The sequence below is a fragment of the Alistipes sp. dk3624 genome (genome assembly GCF_009557455.1).
GTDB classification, from domain to species: domain Bacteria; phylum Bacteroidota; class Bacteroidia; order Bacteroidales; family Rikenellaceae; genus Alistipes_A; species Alistipes_A hominis.
On sequence record NZ_CP045651.1, the window covers coordinates 139,784 to 156,182 of the forward strand.

14 protein-coding genes and 1 pseudogene are annotated in these 16,399 nt (G+C 53.1%); 9 read left to right on the forward strand and 6 right to left on the reverse strand.

Annotated features, from left to right (window positions below; all coding sequences use genetic code 11):
- Positions 1-145: 145 nt before the first annotated feature.
- Positions 146-997, forward strand: coding sequence for an AraC family transcriptional regulator (locus GFH31_RS00635; RefSeq protein WP_101570612.1), 852 nt, complete (start codon positions 146-148; stop codon positions 995-997).
- A gap of 130 nt (positions 998-1,127) precedes the next feature.
- On the opposite strand, the pseudogene GFH31_RS12835 reads toward GFH31_RS00635, so the two are convergent.
- Positions 1,128-1,356 (reverse strand): annotated as a pseudogene (locus GFH31_RS12835) (phage integrase SAM-like domain-containing protein); the annotation flags it as partial.
- Positions 1,357-1,559: 203 nt separating this feature from the next.
- Between GFH31_RS12835 and GFH31_RS00645 the strand changes: the two are divergent.
- Positions 1,560-3,125, forward strand: coding sequence for a hypothetical protein (locus tag GFH31_RS00645; protein ID WP_153498057.1), 1,566 nt, complete (start codon positions 1,560-1,562; stop codon positions 3,123-3,125).
- Positions 3,126-3,256: 131 nt separating this feature from the next.
- Here GFH31_RS00645 and GFH31_RS00650 read toward each other — a convergent pair whose 3' ends face one another.
- Positions 3,257-3,670, reverse strand: a complete 414-nt coding sequence (locus GFH31_RS00650) for an acyl-CoA thioesterase (protein ID WP_101570608.1) — start codon at positions 3,668-3,670, stop codon at positions 3,257-3,259.
- Positions 3,671-3,675: 5 nt separating this feature from the next.
- Entirely contained in the window at positions 3,676-4,242 is a 567-nt protein-coding gene (locus tag GFH31_RS00655; RefSeq protein ID WP_101570606.1) for an L-threonylcarbamoyladenylate synthase, read from the reverse strand.
- Positions 4,243-4,347: 105 nt separating this feature from the next.
- Here GFH31_RS00655 and GFH31_RS00660 point away from each other — a divergent pair, with 105 nt between their 5' ends.
- Positions 4,348-5,082, forward strand: coding sequence for a YebC/PmpR family DNA-binding transcriptional regulator (locus GFH31_RS00660; RefSeq protein ID WP_055204200.1), 735 nt, complete (start codon positions 4,348-4,350; stop codon positions 5,080-5,082).
- A gap of 174 nt (positions 5,083-5,256) precedes the next feature.
- A complete protein-coding gene (locus GFH31_RS00665) occupies positions 5,257-7,278 on the forward strand; it encodes an FAD-dependent oxidoreductase (RefSeq protein ID WP_153498058.1) in 2,022 nt (673 codons plus the stop codon).
- Positions 7,279-7,350: 72 nt separating this feature from the next.
- On the opposite strand, the gene GFH31_RS00670 is transcribed toward GFH31_RS00665, so the two are convergent.
- The 3 genes from GFH31_RS00670 to GFH31_RS00680 form a co-directional block, all read right to left on the reverse strand.
- Positions 7,351-8,652 carry an NAD(P)/FAD-dependent oxidoreductase gene (locus tag GFH31_RS00670; RefSeq protein WP_118457429.1) on the reverse strand — a complete coding sequence of 434 codons (1,302 nt, stop codon included), beginning with the start codon at positions 8,650-8,652 and terminating at the stop codon, positions 7,351-7,353.
- A gap of 111 nt (positions 8,653-8,763) precedes the next feature.
- Positions 8,764-10,167 (reverse strand): CCA tRNA nucleotidyltransferase, encoded by a 1,404-nt coding sequence (locus tag GFH31_RS00675; RefSeq protein WP_055204207.1) that lies wholly within the window; start codon positions 10,165-10,167, stop codon positions 8,764-8,766.
- 2 nt (positions 10,168-10,169) lie between these two features.
- Positions 10,170-10,883, reverse strand: a complete 714-nt coding sequence (locus GFH31_RS00680) for a pyridoxine 5'-phosphate synthase (RefSeq protein ID WP_118656618.1) — start codon at positions 10,881-10,883, stop codon at positions 10,170-10,172.
- Between the two features lie 60 nt (positions 10,884-10,943).
- Here GFH31_RS00680 and GFH31_RS00685 point away from each other — a divergent pair, with 60 nt between their 5' ends.
- The 5 genes from GFH31_RS00685 to GFH31_RS00705 all read left to right on the forward strand — a co-directional run bounded on the left by GFH31_RS00685 (position 10,944) and on the right by GFH31_RS00705 (position 16,342).
- The gene (locus GFH31_RS00685; protein WP_055204211.1) at positions 10,944-11,831 is read left to right on the forward strand and encodes an NAD(+)/NADH kinase; all 888 of its coding nucleotides are present in this window, start codon (positions 10,944-10,946) and stop codon (positions 11,829-11,831) included.
- A gap of 87 nt (positions 11,832-11,918) precedes the next feature.
- The gene (locus tag GFH31_RS00690) at positions 11,919-12,644 is read left to right on the forward strand and encodes an isoprenyl transferase (RefSeq protein ID WP_101570598.1); all 726 of its coding nucleotides are present in this window, start codon (positions 11,919-11,921) and stop codon (positions 12,642-12,644) included.
- A gap of 134 nt (positions 12,645-12,778) precedes the next feature.
- Positions 12,779-15,217 (forward strand): outer membrane protein assembly factor, encoded by a 2,439-nt coding sequence (locus GFH31_RS00695; RefSeq protein ID WP_153498059.1) that lies wholly within the window; start codon positions 12,779-12,781, stop codon positions 15,215-15,217.
- Positions 15,218-15,233: 16 nt separating this feature from the next.
- On the forward strand, positions 15,234-15,746 hold the full coding sequence (locus GFH31_RS00700) for an OmpH family outer membrane protein (RefSeq protein ID WP_101570594.1): 513 nt from the start codon (positions 15,234-15,236) through the stop codon (positions 15,744-15,746).
- A 17-nt stretch (positions 15,747-15,763) separates the two neighbouring features.
- Positions 15,764-16,342: an OmpH family outer membrane protein gene (locus GFH31_RS00705; RefSeq protein ID WP_070103301.1), complete on the forward strand. Its 579-nt coding sequence runs from the start codon at positions 15,764-15,766 to the stop codon at positions 16,340-16,342.
- The last annotated feature ends 57 nt before the right edge of the window (positions 16,343-16,399 follow it).

Below are 16,399 nucleotides of genomic sequence, written 5' to 3' on the forward strand. Positions count from 1 at the left end.
AAATTATGCAAATCAAAAATGGCGCGCAAGAGCAAAATTGAGCGAAAATTGTATGATATGTTCGATTTACGGAAGATTCATAGCGAAATATGAGTTTGTTTTGTTTGTTTTTTTATCTTTGCCGAGGTTTAGATATACAAAATAAATGAGTACAATTGAAGATTCCAATATCGAGTTATTCGATATAGACAGCAAAAATATAAAGCAAAGAAATCCTTTCAGCTATCTTAATCAAAATGGATTCCTGCTTTGTAAAAGAGGAAAAATTTCTCTTATAATGGACGAACGGCTATACAATGTGGAAAAAGGCGATTTGTACATATATCCGGCATTCTCGCTGACACAAATCCATAGTGTCAGCGATGACCTACAGGGAGTGGCGGGAACGGCGGATTTCAATTTCATATTTTCCTCGCTCGATTCCATATCCGACACTCAAAGTCATATTTATATACGTTTCCATCCTCTTGTTTCTTTGACGGTTGAACAATTGCAACGTATAGAGGAAATCATTTGGTTTGTCCGTAAAAGGAAAAATATCCAGACCCAATTGGGGACACAAATCGTGTTATCGCTTGTTCAAGCCTTTTGTTACGAAGTGATAGATGCCTATATAACCAACAAATCGATGCAGTCTATGAAGCAGACTCGCAAGGACAAGACTTTCCAGAACTTTCTCGTTTCACTGTATCAGAATTTCCATATTCACAGAAATGTACAGTTTTATGCAAAGCAACAAGGCCTTACGCCCCGCTATTTCACGACATTAATTCATAAGGTATCGGGCAAGACACCATCTCAATGGATTACGACGTTCGTCATCATAGAAGCCAAACGTTTATTGTCCAATCCTAAGATAAGCATCAAGGAAACATCATGCAAATTACATTTTACCGACCAGTCTTTTTTCGGGCGCTATTTTAAGTTGTATGCAGGCTGTTCTCCGTCTGAATATAAAAACGCTACATTTAAGAGGAATTGTAGTATGGATTTGTAGATGTCCAAATATAAACCGATAGGTACAAGAAACAAGAATTTGCCGGCAAGAGTATTCAGCGAATGAGAATGACAACGGGCAGGTTTCGACGCCTGCCCGTTTCTTTGTTCGGTTCAGTTCAGAAGCCTGTCCTTTCGGTTTTGAGGAACAGCTCGAAGTCGGTGATGAATGCGGGAGCAAGCTCTTCCAAGGCAATGGCGCTGACTTTATAGCGTTCTTCGATGGAACTCCGCGAGGTGTTTATACACGGTGCAGTATTTCCAATAACTGTGCAGACTTTTGAGCTTGCCCGCCTGCTTCTGGTAATCCTCGTTGTGCTGACGGAATATCGCTAACAAGGTTTCATGGTTCATACCTAACGTCGAAAATCCTTTATCCGAACCGAAGTAGCGGGATAGTAATGCAACTCCGGTCTCACTTGGCTTTTCAAAGGTTTCGCTTGGCTTCTTTGTCCTCGCAGTCTGTGTTTTCTCTAAACCCTTTGTTTACAACCTTCTTGCCTCTTTCAGCCTACTATCTCGTTTTTTTCCGTACCTTTGTCCTAAATCACTAACCCGTTTGTATGCAGATTTTCCGAAAAGTTCTGGTCGTTTTTTTATTGCTGGGAACCGCCGCTGCCTTGCAGGCGCAGGAACTTTCTTCGCGGCAAACCGCAACGAACGATTCTCTGAAATTGCGAAGGGATGAAAAAGGAGGAGTCGCCGGTATGGCCGATCCGCAGAAAACTTCGGCGTCTTTCCCGTCCGTCAAGCAACTAACCGGATCGTTACAGCAAGAGTCGGCGTCCGATATCGATGCGTTTCAGGATACCGTCTCCCGTCACAAAAAGAATTTCATCGCCCGCATCATCGATTATTACGGCCGGTCGAACGTGGACCGCACCTTCGAAAAGAAGCTCGACTGGAGCATAGCGCCCGGTCCGAATTATTCATCGGACGTGGGTTTCGGTATCGGATTCCTGATAGCCGGCCTGTATCGGCTGGATCGAACGGATTCGACGACGATGCCTTCCAATTTTGCCGTTTACGGAAACGTAACGACCCAGAAGTTCGCCTTGCTGCGTGTCAGCGGCACCAATATTTTCAAGCAGAATCGTTATCGTGTCTCTTATTCCGGGGCGATGGTCTATTTTCCCGGCGCTTTTTACGGCGTGGGTTACGACGCCGGAAAAGCGGGATACGTGCAGGAGCTGACCACGACGATGTATAAAGTCCGTGCGAGCGGCGGCGTTCGGATCGCGCCGAAGGCTTACGCCGGGATGACTTTCAGTCTGGACTATACGGGAGCCAAATCGAAAAAGTCCTCCGCTACCGAACGGTCGTTCCTCTATTACGAATCGGTGGTGGATAAGGTGCTCCAGGAGTCGGGCGGTACGATCGGCGGGGCGCAGGAGGCTTACGACCGTCTCGACGCGCAGGAAAAAGCGGTTTTCAACGGTTATTCCTACGGAGACGGGAAACGGTTGTACGATGCGTGGCGCAACGGTTATTACGATCCCGCGAAAGCCGATCCGTTCGACAACTATGTCGGATCGACCGGCGAAAATCCCAATGCGATGAATGTCGGTTTGGGGGCCTTCTTGCAATACGATTCGCGCGATGTGCTGACCAGTCCGTACAAAGGTATTTTCTTTAATCTGGATATCAAATATTTCCCGAGATGGCTCGGCAATTCGCTGCATACGTTCGGGAAGATACAGGTTACCTTCGACTGGTATCGGAAAACGTGGAAAGGGTGCGTGTTGGCTTACGACCTTTACGGGAATTTTACGATGGGAGTGCCGTCCTGGCACATGTATTCGTCGCTGGGCGGCATGGAGCGCATGCGCGGTTATTACGAAGGGCGCTACCGCGACCGGAACTGCGTGATGACGCAGATCGAATTGCGCCAGCGGGTTTACCGTCGCCACGGGGTGGCCGCGTGGATCGGTGCGGGTAACGTTTGGGGCGTCGATTCTTTTGCCTGGAATCATACGCTTTGCAGTTTCGGCGTCGGTTACCGTTTCGAATTTAAAAAGCGGATGAACATCCGGTTGGATTACGGTTGGGGCGCACACGGCAATCCGAATTTCCACTGGGATAAAAAAAGGTGTACGGCTTTCCTGTTTACCGCATCGGAAGCATTCTGATCCGGCGGAATATGCGCGGGCGAGATTCGTAAATACGATCCCCGGGAAACGGAATCCTGTTTCCCGGGGATCGTCGGTATTGCGGCGCGGCGCGCCCGGCGGGACGACCGGTTTCCGTCTACGGAACGGAGTTATCGGCCCGCGTCTTTTTCCATTTCGGCAGTCAGCTTGGCTTTCCATTCGTCCGGCATTTCGAAAGAGTGCTGCTCGTCGAAATTGTAAGCCACCATGACGGCCGTGCATTCGGTCTTGATCTGTTCAGTCTCGGAGTTGATGAGCTGGTGGTGCAGCGTGAAGCTTTTGTTACCCACCCGGATGATTCGGGTGCGTACGGCGATCGGCTCGTCGCGGCGGGTCTGGACGAGGTAGTTCGTCTGGCTTGCAACGATGATCAGTCCGGCCGTTTTCCAGTACGGAGTCAGGCCGAGCACCTGCTTGTAAAAGTCGCACTTCCCGAGGTCGAAATAGTGCTGTTGATTGACGTTGTTGACGTGCCCCAGTACGTCGATGTCGGCGAAGCGCATTTGTATTTGTGTCTCTATCATAGGCTTTATGGTCTGATGATTTCAATTTCTCCGTTCACGCCGACCTTGACGATCGACGATGCTTTTCCGGTGGGACGACCTTCCCACGCGCGGTCGATCACCAGATCGACGCCGTCGACGATCTCCTTTGCGATTTCGCTGAACGACATTGGGGACGGTTTGCCCGAAATATTGGCCGAAGTAGAAACGAGCGGTCGATTCAGTTTGTGAATCAGTTTGTTGCAAAATTCGTGATCCGGAATACGGATTCCCAGCGTCCCTTCGTCCGGAATCAGATTCGGGGCGACGGCGCAGGCTCCGGGCAGGATCAGCGTCAGCGGTTTGTCGGCTACTTCGTACAACTGCCACGCCACTTCGGGCACTTTTTGGATGTATAGCGATACTTTGTCGATCTGGTCGAGCAGTACGAGCATACTCTTTTTGTTGACGCTCTGTTTGAGGTCGTAGATGCGCGCGACTGCCTGTTCGTTGGTCGCGTCGCATCCGATCCCCCAGACCGTATCGGTCGGATAGAGGATGACCCCCCCCCTTCGGAGGACTTCCAGCGCCTGATAAATCGGATCTTCAGCCATGTTTTACATAATTTGGAATCGCACAAAAGTACGCTTTTTTTTGTCTATTTTTAAAAAAGAGTATAGCTTTGTACCTCTAAAAAATGAAAACGAACAAAACATATTATGGGAAGAGCATTTGAGTATCGAAAAGCACGCAAACTGAAAAGATGGGGCAACATGGCCCGTACTTTTACCAAACTGGGAAAGGAAATCGCGATTGCCGTGAAGGCCGGAGGGCCTGATCCGGCGGGTAATACCCACCTCAGAGTGCTGATTCAGAATGCAAAAGCCGCCAATATGCCGAAAGAGAACGTCGAACGCGCGATCAAACGGGCCACGTCGAAAGAGATGGGCGACTACAAAGAGATGGTGTACGAAGGATACGCTCCGTTCGGGATCGCGATGATTGTCGAGACGGCGACCGACAATACGACGCGTACCGTAGCCAACGTTCGCAGTTATTTCAACAAGCTCGGCGGTTCGCTCGGGACTTCGGGATCGGTGTCGTTTATGTTCGATCACAAGTGCGTTTTCAAAACTCCGGTGAAAGAAGGGATGGATATCGAAGAGCTGGAACTCGAACTGATCGATTGCGGCGTGGACGAGGTGTTCGTCGATGGTGAGGAAGTGGTGATCTACGGGGCGTTCGAATCGTACGGAGCCATTCAGAAGTACCTGGAGGATAACGGTTACGAGATTATCAGCGGGGAGTTCGAGCGAATCCCGACCGACACGAAGGAGGTGACCGAGGAGCAGCGCGCTACGGTCGAGAAACTGATCGAGAAACTGGAAGAGGACGAAGATGTGGCGAACGTTTACCACAATATGAAAGAGGCCGAAGGCGGCGAGGAGGAGTAGCTTTCCGGTTTTGGCGAAAGAGACGACGAAAAACGGTTGCGGATTTCGATCCGCGACCGTTTTTTGTTGTGATTTTCAGTTTTTATGACCAACTTGCGGCAACCGGAGGATTTTCGCTTTTACGGATTTTTTGGAAGAAGCGGTACTTCGGTATTAACGGATCATACGATGAGGATGTCGAAAATAATCTCTTGTCTGGCGATGCTTTCGGTGACGGCATGCGCTTGCAGCCCTTTACAGGGAGAGAATGTGAAAAAGGTGGATATTTGCGTTTACGGCGGAACCTCGGCCGGCGTCATAGCCGCCTATACGGCCCGGCAGGCCGGGAAGAGCGTTCTGCTGATCGAGCCGGGGCGTCATCTGGGCGGAATGAGTTCCGGAGGGCTGGGATATACCGATATCGGGAACAAATACGTCATCCGGGGCCTGGCGCTCGATTTCTACCGTCGGCTGGGCCGGCATTACGGCAAGCTCGAACAATGGATTTTCGAACCGAAAGAAGCGGAAGCCGTTTTCAACGAGTACATCCGTCGGGCGGATGTGGAGGTGTGGTACGACAGCCGGATCGTCCGGGCGGCCAACCGGGGCGGAGTGATCCGGAATATCACGCTCGAAAACTCCGTTTCGCCGCGGTCGTCGCCCCGTAGAACGGTACGCGCAAAGGTATTTATCGATTGCAGTTACGAAGGGGATCTGATGGCGCGCGCCGGGGTTTCCTACACCGTCGGTCGGGAAGGTAATGAACGGTACGGCGAAACCTACAACGGGGCGCAGCGGATGAACGGCCACCAGTTTCCCGACGGGATCGACCCGTATATCGTCAGAGGGGACAGCGCCAGCGGATTGCTGTACGGCATCAATCCCGATCCGATCCTGCCCGACGGGACGGGGAACAAAAAAGTGCAGGCCTATAATTTCCGCATCGCGCTTACCGATCGTCCGGAGAACCGGGTTGAAATCACCCGCCCGGACAACTACGATCCGCAGCGGTACGAGTTGCTGGTACGGTTGAAGGAGAAGCTTCCGTGGAAAACGCCTTACGATGTTTTTATCTGGAGCAGAATGCCGAACGGCAAGACGGATATCAATAATTCCGGCGGTTTTTCGACCGACGTGATCGGTGAAAACTGGAACTATCCGGAAGCGGATTACCCGGAGCGCGAACGGATTCGAAAATTCCACGAGGACTACACGAAAGGGCTTCTCTATTTTATCGGACACGATCCGCGCGTCCCCGACTCCATCCGCCGGGAGATGCTGCGGTGGGGATACCCGAAGGACGAATATACGGATAACGGGCACTGGACGCACCAGATGTACGTACGCGAAGCGCGGCGTATGATCGGCCCCGTCGTGATGACCCAGCACCATTGCCTGGGCGAGGAGACGGTGACCGACGGCATCGGCTGGGCCGCCTATACGATGGATTCGCACAATTGCGACCGCCACGTCGTGAACGGCATGGTCAAGAACGAGGGTAATGTCGAGATCGGAGGGTTCGGCCCCTACCCCGTTTCGTACCGGGCCGTTACGCCGCGGGCCGAAGAAGCCCGGAACCTGCTGGTTCCGGTATGTCTGTCCGCATCGCACATCGCTTACGGTTCGATCCGCATGGAGCCGGTATTCATGGTGTTGGCGCAGTCGTCGGCCATAGCGGCCTGTCAGGCGATCGACCGGTGCGGAGGCTGCGTGCAGCGTGTCGACGTTGCGGCCGTGATGGATGAATTTGCGGGCAATCCGCTGGCGGATGGTAGCCAGCCCGAACTGTTCGTCGATAACAGCGATGCCGAAAACGTCGTCGTCAGCGGCGATTGGAAAACGGAGAAAAACGCCTGGTCGGCCTACGGGCCGGATTTCCTGTCGGACGATTCGAAGGGGACATCTCCCAAATCGTTGCGATACGTGCCGCGGCTTCCGGCCGGAAACGAATACGACATTTATGTCTACTTCCCGAAAGTGGGCGGAGCGACTACGCATACTTCGATCCGGGTTTTCGACGGAGCGCAGCGGTACGACCGGAGGATCCGGTCGTCGGACGTGGTCGTCGAAGGACAGACCGGCGGCGAATGGGTGCGTATCGGCCGCTATCGGCTGCCCGAAGGTAGGAAAGGGTATGTGGAGATTTCGAACGAAGAGGCGGACGGCATAGTCGTCGCGGATGCCGTATTGTTCATTCCGGCCCGGTCGGAGAACTGATCCCTTGCTTCCTAATAAAAACCGCGGCGCATCTGAAAAATAGATGCGCCGCGGTTTTGTTCGCCGGTAAGTTTACGCCAGGCCGTCCTCTTTTTTCTGGCGTTCGTAGGAGCCGATGATCAGCCGGATCGGCTGGTCGTGTCCGAAATAATTCCATACCCAGCCCCAGAATACTTTCAGCTTGCCCTGGATGCCGAGCAGGAACATGATGTGGATCGTCGACCAGACGACCCATGCGGCAAAACCGCCGAAACGGATCTTTTTCCATTCGACGAAAGCCCTGTTGCGGCCGACGGTTGCCATGACGCCGTAATTGCAGTAGCGGAACGGTTTCATCGGGCGTCCTTTGAGTCCGGCCAGCAGGTTTTTCCCCAGACGTTTTCCCTGGGAAATTCCGACGCGGGCCAGTTGCGGGTGTCCGTTCGGATACTCCGCGTCGTCGTGCATCGCGGCGATGTCGCCGATGGCGAAAACGTCGTCGTACTCTTTGACCCGGTTGAAAGCGTCCACGCCGATCCGTCCGCCGCGTTCTTTGGTTTGCTGTTCGAGGCCCGGAACGGCGCTGCACCGGATGCCGCTCGTCCAGATCAAGTTCTGGGTCGGGATGCTCTCCCCGTCGTCGAAGATCGCGCAGCCGTCGACATAATCGGTCACTTTTCGGTTCAGCATCACTTTGACGCCTTTGCTCTTCAGGGTTTTCAGCGCTTCAGCAGAGGTCTGTTCCGACATGGAAGAGAGCAGGCGTCCCAGTCCTTCGATCAGGTAGATGCTCATGTGCGACATGTCCAGCCGCGGGTAATCCCTCGGCATCACGTAACGTCTCATTTCGGATAGCGCTCCGGCGATTTCGACCCCCGAAGCGCCTCCGCCCACGATCACCACGTTCAGCCGCGAGATGCGTTCGGCGTCGGAAGAGGCCGTTACGGCGATCTCGAAATTGCGGAGTACCCGGTTGCGGATATTCAGCGCGTCGGTGATGTTGGACATTGCCAGTGCGGTGCGCTTGATGTTTTCGATCCCGAAAAAGTTCGGAACGCAGCCCGTGGAGATGACCAGGTAGTCGTAGCGGATGTCTCCGACCGTGGTGTACAATCGCTTTGCAGTCGCGTCGACGCGTTCGATATAGGCCATCCGGAAGTAGAAGTCGTTCCATCCGTGGAACATTTTCCGGAACGGGAATGCGATATCGCCGACATTCAGCGCCGAACTGGCCACCTGGTACAGCAGCGGCTTGAACATGTGGTAATTGTGTTTATCGACCAGCACGACCTGCATACCGCTGCGGCGCAGGGTACGGATCAATGCGAGGCCGGCGAATCCGCCGCCCACGATGACGATGCGTTTTTTGTCGGTATCGGGAATGTTCGATGACATAGTTTTGGTGTTTAACGTTTGACAATGGCGGTAACAACCTATCCGGCAAATAGAATACCGAAAATGCAAAATGAGCCGGTTTTATGAATAATTTACCGGGAAGGGACGGCCCTACCCGATTTTTTTCAGCCCGAGTTCGGCGGCCTGCCGTTCCATGTAGGCGTAAGCCTGGTCGTAGTCGTTGGCGATCACGCCGTCCAGAATGGCGTCTTTGATGGCGCTCTTCAACTCGCCGACCGCCCGGCAGGGTTTCAGTCCGTAAATCTGCATGATTAGCTCGCCCGAGATCGGTGGCTGGAAATTACGGATCCGGTCTTTCTCCTCGATTTCGCGCAGTTTGACTCGTACCAGCTCGAAATTTTGTAAGTAACGTTTGACCTTGGCGTCGTTGGCCGAAGTGATGTCGGCTTCGCAGAGGGTCATCAGGTCGTCGATGTCGTCGCCCGCTTCGAACAGCAGCCGCCGTACGGCCGAGTCGGTTACGACGTCTTCGGCGAGGATGATCGGCCGCAGGTGCAAAAAAACCAGTTTCTGGACATACTTCATCTTCTCGTTCATCGGCAGTTTCAACTCCCGGAAGATCGCCGCGACCATTTTCGATCCGACGACTTCGTGCCCGTGGAACGTCCATCCCGTTTTCGGGTCGTAGGCTTTGGTTCTCGGTTTGCCGATGTCGTGCAGCAGCGCCGCCCAACGCAGCCAGAGTTTGTCGGTATGACGGGCTATGTTGTCGAGCACTTTGAGCGTATGCACGAAGTTGTCTTTGTGGGCGTGTTTCCCGACCCGTTCGACGCCTTTAAGCCGCGACAATTCCGGAAAGATCAGCGGCAGTAACCCGCAGCGGTCGAACAGGTCGAATCCGATCGACGGAACCGGCGACAGTAGGATCTTGTTCAGTTCGGTTACGATGCGTTCTTTCGAGACGATCGAAATCCGCTCGCGGTTGCGTTCGATCGCGTCGAAAGTTTCCGGTTCGATGTCGAAACCCAGTTGGGCGGCGAAACGTACGGCCCGGATCATCCGCAACGGATCGTCCGAGAACGTCGTGTCCGGATCGCACGGGGTTCTGATCAGCAGTCGCTCCAAGTCGCCCGTTCCGTCGAACGGGTCGATCAACTGCCCGAACGTATCGCCGTTCAGCGAGAAAGCCATCGCATTGATCGTAAAGTCGCGCCGTAGCTGGTCGTCTTCGATCGTCCCGTTTTCGACGATCGGTTTGCGCGAGTCGGCACGGTAGGACTCCTTGCGGGCCCCGACGAACTCCACTTCCCACTTCCCGCAGCGCAGCATCGCAGTTCCGAAGTTCTTAAAGACCGATACCCGGCTGCCGATCTGTCGGCCCAGCGTTTCGGCCACGTCGATTCCGCTGCCGGTTACCACGACGTCGATATCGGTGCAGGGACGCCGCAAGAAGTAGTCGCGGACATAGCCGCCGATCACGAAGGCCTGTAAGCCTTTGGCGTCGGCGATCGCTCCGATTTGTTTGAAAAGGGGATGTCGCAGCGCGTCGTTCATCGTTACCGAAGTTGTTTCAGGTAGAGCTGGATCGTATTTTCGAACCCGAGGTAGATGGCGTCGGCGACCAGCGCATGGCCGATCGACACTTCGAGCAGGTTCGGAATGTTTTCAGCGAAATATTTCAGGTTTTCGAGGTTCAGGTCATGACCTCCGTTGACGCCGAGACCGCAGCGTGCCGCTTCGCGAGCCGTTTCGACGAACGGGGCGATCGCCGCTTCGCGGTCGGCGGCGTAGTTCTTCGCGTAGGGTTCGGTGTAAAGTTCCACGCGGTCGGCTCCGGCTTCGGCTGCGGCCGGGATCATTTCGGGCCGTGCGTCGACGAATATCGAGGTGCGAATGCCGGAGGCTTTGAACCGGGCGATCACTTCTTTCAGAAAGGCTTTGTGCGTGACGGTATCCCAGCCGGCGTTCGACGTGATCGCGTTGTGCGCGTCGGGCACCAGCGTTACTTGGGTCGGGCGGACATCGAGTACCAGATCGACGAAACGGTCGATCGGGTTTCCTTCGATGTTGAATTCGGTCGTAAGCACCGGTTTCAGGTCGTAAACGTCCCGGTAGCGGATGTGTCGTTCATCCGGCCGAGGGTGCACGGTGATCCCTTGGGCGCCGAATCGTTCGGCGTTCAGCGCCGCTTCGACGACGTTCGGAATGTCCCCCCCGCGGGAATTGCGCAGGGTGGCGATCTTATTTATGTTAACGCTTAGCTTTGTCATATTTTTCGCTATTTTTGTGGGCATAAAGTTACAACACTTTTTTGAGTAATTGGAAATCGGATGAATATAGTTTTGTACAGCCGTGCTCAGCCGTCTTTTTCGGCAGAGGATTTGGACTTGCTGATCAATGCGTTGGACGAAACCGGGATGTCCTACCGGATGAACAAAGACTTTGCCGGACTGATCGGGGCGAAGACCGGCCGGACGTTCGGTGCGGAGCAGATTTACCGGGACAGCGCCGGTATCGGGGACGACGCGCGCGTGATGGTCAGCTACGGCGGTGACGGGACTTTTCTGGATGCCGTGCGGTTGCTCGATAACCGTCCGGTCCCGATCGTCGGGATCAATTCGGGACGTCTGGGTTTTCTGGCGAATATAACGAAAGAAAACATGAAGCAGGCGTTCGCCGATATAAAGGCGGGCGACTACACGGTGGCTCCGCGTTCGCTGATCCATGCCGAGGGTGAGTTTACGCAGCAGCCCGGGTTTCCGTATGCGTTCAATGAGTTTACGATCCAGCGGCATGGGCCGAATATGATCTCGACCGAGGTGTATGTCAACGACGAGATGATCGCTACTTACTGGGGCGACGGCGTGTTGGTTTCCACGCCTTCCGGTTCGACGGCCTATTCGCTGAGCGTCGGCGGGCCGGTGGTGGCGCCCGATTGCCGGTGTTTTTTGATTTCGCCGATCGCGCCGCACAACCTGACGATGCGCTCGGTGGTGATTCCGGACAGCAGCGTGATTACGCTGAGGGTGTCGAGCCGTGAAACCGATTTTGCCGTTTCGCTTGACAATCAGAACTACACGGCGCCCAATGGAGTGACCTTCCGGGTGTCGAAGGCCGAAAAGTCGATTTTTTTGGTGCATTTCCAAAATATATCTTTTTACGATACGTTAAGAAATAAAATGATGTGGGGGATCGACAGCCGGGATCTGGTCAAATAGCGTCGACGCTTTCGGAATCCCGTTGTTATTTTGACGGAAATCCCGGTAATAGTGTTATATTTGCACTCTACATTTTAAAACGAACAGATGGATAATCTCGATCCGGAAAATATACCCCGACACGTGGCCATTATCATGGACGGCAACGGCCGGTGGGCGGAAGAACGCGGACAGGGGCGGGTATATGGCCACATCAACGGCGTGGAGAGTATGCGCAAAGCGATTCGCGCGGCTGTCCGTCGTGGAGTGAAGTTCCTGACCGTTTACGCCTTCTCTACCGAGAATTGGGGGCGTCCGAAAGAGGAGGTGCAGGCGCTGATGGAGTTGTTGTGCACGTCCCTGTCGAACGAAACCGCCGAACTGAAGAGTCAGGGCGTGCGGATGCGGTTCATCGGGGATGTGGAAGCGCTGGCCGAAGATGTGCGTGCGGCGATTGCGCGCAGCGAGAAAGAGACGCACCGGAACGAGAAACTGACCCTGGTCGTTGCGGTCAATTACAGTTCGCGGTGGGAGATTACCCGGATGGCGCAGAAAATAGCCGTGCAGGTACGCGACGAAGGATTGCAGATTCACGAAATTACGGATCGTACCGTGGCCGACAACCTGGTTACGGCGGGGATTCCCGATCCCGACCTGCTGATCCGTACCAGCGGAGAGCAACGCCTGAGTAATTTTTTGTTGTGGCAGTTGTCTTACAGCGAGTTGTATTTTACGGAAACCTATTGGCCCGATTTTGACGAGTCTGAATTCGATAAGGCGATCGCGGAGTATCAGAAGCGGGAGCGCAGATACGGAATATTGATGAAAAAATAACCCTTGTTACACCAGTACAGGAAAAAATGAGAAATAAATTAAGGAACCTGGCAATAGCTTTACTGTTTATATTGACAAATGTTTCCGTTTTTGCTCAACCCGACGACTCGACGAAGCAGACTCAAACTCCGCCGATGATTGATTTCAAATCTACTCCCAAAGCATATATTATCAATAATATAACCGTAAGCGGAGCCACCTACCGCGATCCGCAGTTCATTTCGGCCATGACCGGTCTGGTCAAGGGCGATACGATCATGTTGCCCAGCGAGTACATTTCCAATTCCATCAAGAAAATGTGGGGACAAGGAGTCTTCTCGGATATCCAGATGCTGGTGTCTCCCGTCGGCGATAGCGTGAATGTCGAAGTGGTGCTGAAAGACCGCCCCCGAGTGTATAATTGGAATGTGGAAGGTATCCGCAAGGGGCAGAAATCCGATTTGTTCGAAACCTTGAATCTGAAAAAGGGCCGTGAATTGTCCGATTTTATCCTGAACAGTTCGAAAGAGGCGATTCGAAAATATTTCCGGGAAAAAGGGTTTTATAATACGGAGGTGAGCTACCGCGTGGAAAACGACTCGACGCTGGAGAATGTGGTGAACGTGACGTTTGTGATCAACCGCAACCGACGGGTGAAGATCGGCGATATCGTCTTCGATGGGAACGAAGCGATTTCGGACAGGCAGTTGCGCGGCGCGATGAAAAAGACGCACCGCAAGAGCATCAACTTCCTGCGGGGAGCGAAACTGAAGGAGAAAGAGTATGAAACGGACAAAGAAAATGTAATCGACTATTACAATTCGAAGGGGTATCGCAACGCCACGATCATCAGCGATTCGATCTATCCGATCAGCGACAACCGGATCGGGATCGCGATCAAGGTGGAAGAGGGAAACAAATTCTACTACCGGAACGTAACCTGGACGGGTAACGACGTCTACGATACCAAACAGTTGAACGACATGCTGGGAATCCGCCGGGGAGAAACCTATGACAAAAAGTCGCTGTATAAACGGTTGGGAATCGGTAAGGAGGATAACCCGGAGGATATGTCTTCGGTGAACTCGCTGTATCAGAACAACGGTTATCTGTTCTCCAAGATCGATCCGGGCGAAGAGGTCGTCGGCGAGGATTCGATCGATATCAATGTCAAGATATACGAAGGTAAACAGGCCAAAATCAACGAAGTGGACGTGTCCGGAAACCGGAAGGTGAACGACAACGTGATTCGCCGCGAACTGTACGTGCGTCCCGGCGAATTGTACAACCGTTCGTTGCTGATGGCGACGATCCGGCAGTTGAACCAGATGGGGCATTTCGACCCCGAAAAGATGTTGCCGGACGTTCAACCGGTAGAAAATTCCACCGAACTGGTCGATATCGCGTTCCCGCTCGAAGAGGTGGCCAACGACAAATTCGAGATATCCGGCGGTTGGGGAAGCGGCATGTTCGTCGGTTCGATCGGCGTTCAGTTGAACAACATTGCGATCAAGAATTTCTTTAAGAAAGGTGCCTGGAGACCTTTCCCGCAGGGGCAGGGACAGTCGCTGGCCGTCCGGGCGCAGAGTAACGGTTCGTATTACAAGGCCTTCTCGGTGAACTTTACCGAGCCGTGGCTGGGCGGAAAGAAGCCGAATTCGTTTACGCTCGGACTCTTCTATTCCAACGAGACGAATGCTTACTACGCATGGCAGTCCGGCACCAAGCACTTCCGTACGATGGGCGTTTCGGTCGGCTGGGGACGGAGGCTCAAGTGGCCCGACAGGAACTTCTCGCTGTACCACGAGCTCAGCTACCAGGCCTATAATCTGAAAGACTGGACGTCGTTCATCGTGGAAAACGGCACTTCCAATATTATCGCGTTGAAAACCGTTTTCAGCCGCAATACGGTCGATTCGCCGATCTATCCGCGTACCGGTTCGGAGTTCTCCGTTTCGCTGGCTCTGACTCCCCCCTACTCGCTGTTTCAGAAAAATATCGATTATTCCGATCCCAATTTGCCGGATCGTAAACGGTATAAATGGATCGAATATCATAAATGGCAGCTCAAAGCGCAGTGGTTCTACCCGCTGACCAACAATAACAAGCTGGTGTTTATGGCCAAAGCCGAAATGGGTTACCTGGGATCGTACAACAAGAACAAACCTTCTCCGTTCGAAGGGTTCGATGTCGGCGGCGACGGTATGTCGGGGTATAATGTGTACGGTGTGGATATTATCGGACTGCGCGGATACGAGGATGGCGCCCTGACCCCCTATTCGTATACGACGGACGGACGAACCGATTATGCGCGGGCATACAATAAATATACGATGGAGATACGTTATCCCATTATACTGAAGCCGAATTCGAATATCTATGGTCTGGTATTTGCGGAAGGTGGAAACGCTTTCAGGTCGTGGCAGGAGTTCGATCCTTTCCTGATAAAACGTTCTGTGGGCGTGGGGCTTAGGATTTTTATGCCGATCGTCGGATTGCTGGGTATCGACTGGGGATACGGTTTCGACAGGGCCGTGGGAGCGAGCCACCGCAGCGGAAGCCAGGTGCATTTTATGATCGGTCAACAGTTCTAATTTAAATTATCAGGCTATGAAAAAGTTCGTGGTATTGTTTGCACTCGTATTCTGCGCGGCAAGCGGCGCATGGGCGCAAAGTTATGTATTCGTGAATTCCGAGACGATTTTCAAGTCGCAGGCCGACTACAATAGTGCGATCAAGCAACTGGACGATCTGTCCGCGGAATATCAGAAAAATATCGACGATGCGTATGCGGAGTTGGACGAGACGTTCAACAACTATGCTGCACAGCGGGGATATCTGTCCGAGACGAGCCGCCAGAACCGGGAGGAACAAATCGTCAACCGGGAAAAAGAGATTAAAAAATATCAGCAGGACGTTTTCGGTCCCGAAGGCGAGCTGATGAAAAAACGTATCGAGTTGATCAAACCGATCCAGGAGCGGGTTTTCGCCGCGATCAATAAGTACGCCGAAACCAACAATCTGGGAATGGTGGTCGACCGGGCGAATAATCAGACCCTGCTCTACTATCAGCCGGCGTTGGACAAAACCGATGAAATTATCAAAATGTTAAACAACAATTAAAACTTAATGTGAATTTTATGAAAACGATTCTCAAATTAACCTTGGTTGCGACGCTGTTGGTAGCGGGGAGCAGTGCTTACGCTCAGAAGTTCGGCTATATCAAGATGGACGACCTGATCTCTCTGATGCCGGAGAACGATTCGGCAATGGTCAAACTACAGGCTTTACAGAAAGAACTGTCGGAGCAATTGGAAGCCGTCCAGGTCGAATTCAATACGAAGGCGCTCGATTATCAGAAAAATGCCGCTACGCTTTCCGATGCGGTGAAAGAGATGAGGCAGAAGGAACTGGACGGCGTTCAGCAGCGTTACCAGGAACTGAGCCAGCTCGCTACGCAGCAATTTCAGAAAGCGCAGATGGATCTGTTCGATCCGGTGCTGAAGAAGGCGCAGGCTGCGATCGACAAAGTAAGCAAGGAAAACAGTTTCACGCTGGTGTTCAATACGGCCAACGAACCGCTGGCTTATTACAACGCGGCAACGGTAACCGACATCCTTCCTCTGTTGAAAAAGGAATTGAACCTGAAAGACAAGCCGACTACTCCGGTGACCGACGCGGCGGCGCCTACGGCTCCCGCGACCCCGGCAGCGAAATAACCGGATTTATAAAATACAAAAAGGCTCCTCGAAGAGGAGCCTTTTTTATGCCGGTAT

Coding starts and splice junctions, on each gene's coding strand:
- GFH31_RS00635 (WP_101570612.1), top strand. CDS start 146: ATGAGTACAATTGAAGATTCCAATATCGAGTTATTCGATATAGACAGC.
- GFH31_RS00645 (WP_153498057.1), top strand. CDS start 1,560: ATGCAGATTTTCCGAAAAGTTCTGGTCGTTTTTTTATTGCTGGGAACC.
- GFH31_RS00650 (WP_101570608.1), bottom strand. CDS start 3,670: ATGATAGAGACACAAATACAAATGCGCTTCGCCGACATCGACGTACTG.
- GFH31_RS00655 (WP_101570606.1), bottom strand. CDS start 4,242: ATGGCTGAAGATCCGATTTATCAGGCGCTGGAAGTCCTCCGAAGGGGG.
- GFH31_RS00660 (WP_055204200.1), top strand. CDS start 4,348: ATGGGAAGAGCATTTGAGTATCGAAAAGCACGCAAACTGAAAAGATGG.
- GFH31_RS00665 (WP_153498058.1), top strand. CDS start 5,257: ATGTCGAAAATAATCTCTTGTCTGGCGATGCTTTCGGTGACGGCATGC.
- GFH31_RS00670 (WP_118457429.1), bottom strand. CDS start 8,652: ATGTCATCGAACATTCCCGATACCGACAAAAAACGCATCGTCATCGTG.
- GFH31_RS00675 (WP_055204207.1), bottom strand. CDS start 10,167: ATGAACGACGCGCTGCGACATCCCCTTTTCAAACAAATCGGAGCGATC.
- GFH31_RS00680 (WP_118656618.1), bottom strand. CDS start 10,883: ATGACAAAGCTAAGCGTTAACATAAATAAGATCGCCACCCTGCGCAAT.
- GFH31_RS00685 (WP_055204211.1), top strand. CDS start 10,944: ATGAATATAGTTTTGTACAGCCGTGCTCAGCCGTCTTTTTCGGCAGAG.
- GFH31_RS00690 (WP_101570598.1), top strand. CDS start 11,919: ATGGATAATCTCGATCCGGAAAATATACCCCGACACGTGGCCATTATC.
- GFH31_RS00695 (WP_153498059.1), top strand. CDS start 12,779: ATGATTGATTTCAAATCTACTCCCAAAGCATATATTATCAATAATATA.
- GFH31_RS00700 (WP_101570594.1), top strand. CDS start 15,234: ATGAAAAAGTTCGTGGTATTGTTTGCACTCGTATTCTGCGCGGCAAGC.
- GFH31_RS00705 (WP_070103301.1), top strand. CDS start 15,764: ATGAAAACGATTCTCAAATTAACCTTGGTTGCGACGCTGTTGGTAGCG.